4 protein-coding genes are annotated in these 2,925 nt (G+C 28.8%); all 4 read left to right on the top strand.

The window, feature by feature from the left end; genetic code table 11:
* Positions 1 to 292: 292 nt before the first annotated feature.
* The gene (locus tag Q0W95_RS07810) at positions 293 to 1,099 is read left to right on the top strand and encodes a hypothetical protein (protein WP_297791561.1); all 807 of its coding nucleotides are present in this window, start codon (positions 293 to 295) and stop codon (positions 1,097 to 1,099) included.
* Complete coding sequence (locus tag Q0W95_RS07805) at positions 1,089 to 1,493, top strand: HIRAN domain-containing protein (protein ID WP_297791558.1); 405 nt, start codon at positions 1,089 to 1,091, stop codon at positions 1,491 to 1,493. The genes Q0W95_RS07810 and Q0W95_RS07805 overlap by 11 nt, the downstream gene beginning before the upstream one ends.
* Positions 1,474 to 2,151, top strand: coding sequence for a response regulator transcription factor (locus tag Q0W95_RS07800; RefSeq protein ID WP_297791554.1), 678 nt, complete (start codon positions 1,474 to 1,476; stop codon positions 2,149 to 2,151). Before Q0W95_RS07805 ends, Q0W95_RS07800 begins: the two co-directional genes overlap by 20 nt.
* Before the next feature lie 188 nt (positions 2,152 to 2,339).
* Positions 2,340 to 2,925, top strand: a 586-nt coding sequence (locus Q0W95_RS07795) for a HAMP domain-containing sensor histidine kinase (RefSeq protein ID WP_297791552.1), incomplete at its 3' end; no start/stop codon positions are given.

Here is a 2,925-nt window from a genome sequence, read left to right as displayed (position 1 = left end):
AATTTAGTTGATAAAGTCAAAATATATTAACAAATATTCGGTTTGTAAATTCTTGTTCTATTTGTATATATAAAATTCGTTTATTAAACGACAAGCATAAGTTTGTCGTTTTTTTTATTCATAAGTTATCTAAAATAAAAAGTATATATATTAGAAGAGAAGTATTCTTATAAAGAGCCAATTTCAAAGCCATAAAAATATAAAAGCATATATCTATTATTTCTGTTATATATATGCTTCTTGTAAAAGTTTCCCTAATAATATAAACTATTATTAATACAGGAGTGGTAATATGGCTAAGATTATAGAGTTTCCAAATGTTAGAAATTTAAGAGATGAAGTTAAAGAGCTCAGATATAAGGTTATTAATTTAGTGTTTGACCATGATGATCTAAAAGCTCATAAGGCTTATGAAATAGAATATAAATATAATAAGGAATTTGGGATTAGGGAGTATAAGCTTGTTAATCTACATATGACTTATAGAAAATTAAAAGAAGAAAATAGACAAATTGATTTTTTTACAAATTTAGGTCAACCAATTGATTTTCAATATGTTTCCGATTATATTTCTGATAAATTTTCTATTAATGAAAAAAGGATTAGCGAAAAACTTGCCAGAATGAATGCCATTGACAGCTTTATAAATAAAAGGGTGGTTTCTGCTAAAGACTTTATGGATATCAATAAAGCTTATAAGAAAGTTATTGACAAGATTAACCCTCTTTTAAATATAAATTCTGAGGCAGAAACTGATTTATATATCAAGGTTTTGGAAGCTTTTTCTAATTATGATTTAGATTTCGTTCTTAGTGTTTCAAATATGCTTGATAATTCTTTTTGTAATTATTTTCTTTTTACTAACAATATGTTGTATACTGAGAAACTTAGGCTTGAGAAATTAATTGAAGAAATAGTTAATACTATAGAAAAAATTAAAGGATCATATCCATGGTCTTTGGAAAGATTTCTAACTGATAAAAAGCTTTATAATAAAAGAAATCAAATTTTATGTAAAAGAATAGCTTCGCTTGAATTAGCAATAAGAGGTCTTGAGGAAGATATTAAAACAAAGCTGGAGTTTTACAATGAAAGATAAGTTTTATTTAAAGATAATTAAAGTTCCCAGAAAGCCTATAAATAAAAGCCATAAGATAGAAATATTTCTTTTCGATACACACATAGCAGGTACAGCCTATGTGGAAGGTATTGAGGAATTAGCAGAGAATCTTACTATAAATGAAAGGTTGAATTTTGTTAGGGAGGAAAATAATAAATATGATCTCCAAGCTATAAAGATCCAAAATAGTCAAGGTAATAAGCTTGGCTATGTTCCCCAAGTTGATAACGTGATTTTTGCAAGACTTATGGATCACGGCAAGGTCATATTTGCCAAGGTTAGGAAAATCGAGCTTAGGGGTAAGTGGTATAAGATAGATATAGCGGTTTTCCTAGAAGAAGGAGGGGATATTGATGAAAATATTAATAGTTGAGGATGATAAAAATATTTTAAAACTTTTGGCTGATGAACTAGTAAGCTGGGGATATGATACAGAGCAAATAGATGATTTTAATAAGGTTAAGGATGAGGTCATGGCTAAGTGTCCCGACCTCGTTTTGATGGATATTTCACTACCTTCTTTTAATGGTTTCTATTGGACACAGGAGCTTAGGAAAGTATCAAAAGTTCCGATAATTTTTATATCTTCCCACACAGAAGCTATGGATATAATACAAGCCATGCAATTTGGAGCAGATGATTATATTACGAAGCCTATTAATATTGCTGTTACAAGGGCAAAAATTCAAGCTATCCTAAGAAGATGTTATGATTATAAGTTAGGGTATGATATTTTGCTCTATGACTCTTGTTCTTTAAATATATCTAAAGCAACTGTCAGTCATAAAAACACAGAAATTTCCTTGACTAGGACGGAGCTTATGATATTAGAAAGTTTGTTCCAGGCCAAGGGAGAAATTGTAAGTAGGGATAATTTAATAGAAAAATGCTGGCAAAGCGAGAATTTTATTGATGATAATACCTTGGCTGTTAATATAAATAGGTTGAGGAAGAAATTAAAAGATTTAGGAAAGCCCGATTTAATTCAAACTAAAAAAGGCTTAGGATATTATTTAAGTGAGGAAATATGAAAGGATTAGTAGGATTTATTAAAAGCCAAGGCAAATTTTTATTCTTATTTGTCATATTTAGCCTGACTTTTCTAGGGGTCTTTATTTTAGCAGACCTAGATATGAACTTCTATTTCCTAGCCTTGCAAATAATTACTTTTCTTTTTCTCATACATTTGTTAATTAATTTTTCTAAGTATAAGGAGGACTTGAAATTAAAAGATAAGTATGAGAGCTTGCTTTTTGAAAATAAGAGTCTTAGGTCTGATTTTATCAGAAATAAGAAGGATTTGGAGGAATATTTTCTTATGTGGGCCCATCAAATAAAAACTCCTATTACTGTTGCAAGGCTTATCTTAGATAAGAAAACAGATGAAGATAGTAAAAAATTAAAGGAAGAGATTTTTTATATTGAAGAATACACTAACATGGCAATAAACTACCTTAAAATCTCTAATAGAGGCCCTGATATGGATGTAGATTATGTGGATTTGGATGAAATAGTAAGAGAAATTCTAAAAAAATATTCTATCATATTCATCAATAAAAGAATTTCCCTTAACTATGAACCTATTAATAAAAATATAATATGTGATGGTAAACTTCTATCTATAATGCTTGAACAAATTATAGCAAACGCCTTGAAATATACAGAAAAAGGATCTATATCAATTACTTATACAGGCGATAGGCTAAGGGTAAGAGACACTGGAATTGGTATTAGGTCTGAAGATATTAATAAAATTTTTGATAGGGGATATTCTGGCTTTAATGGAAGAGTTAATCAGAAATCAA

Origin of the sequence: uncultured Anaerococcus sp. (assembly GCF_947253225.1) — a bacterium.
In the GTDB taxonomy this organism is placed as follows: domain Bacteria; phylum Bacillota; class Clostridia; order Tissierellales; family Peptoniphilaceae; genus Anaerococcus.
Note: the sequence above shows the minus strand (reverse complement) of the source record. Positions and strands in the feature narration are given on the sequence as shown.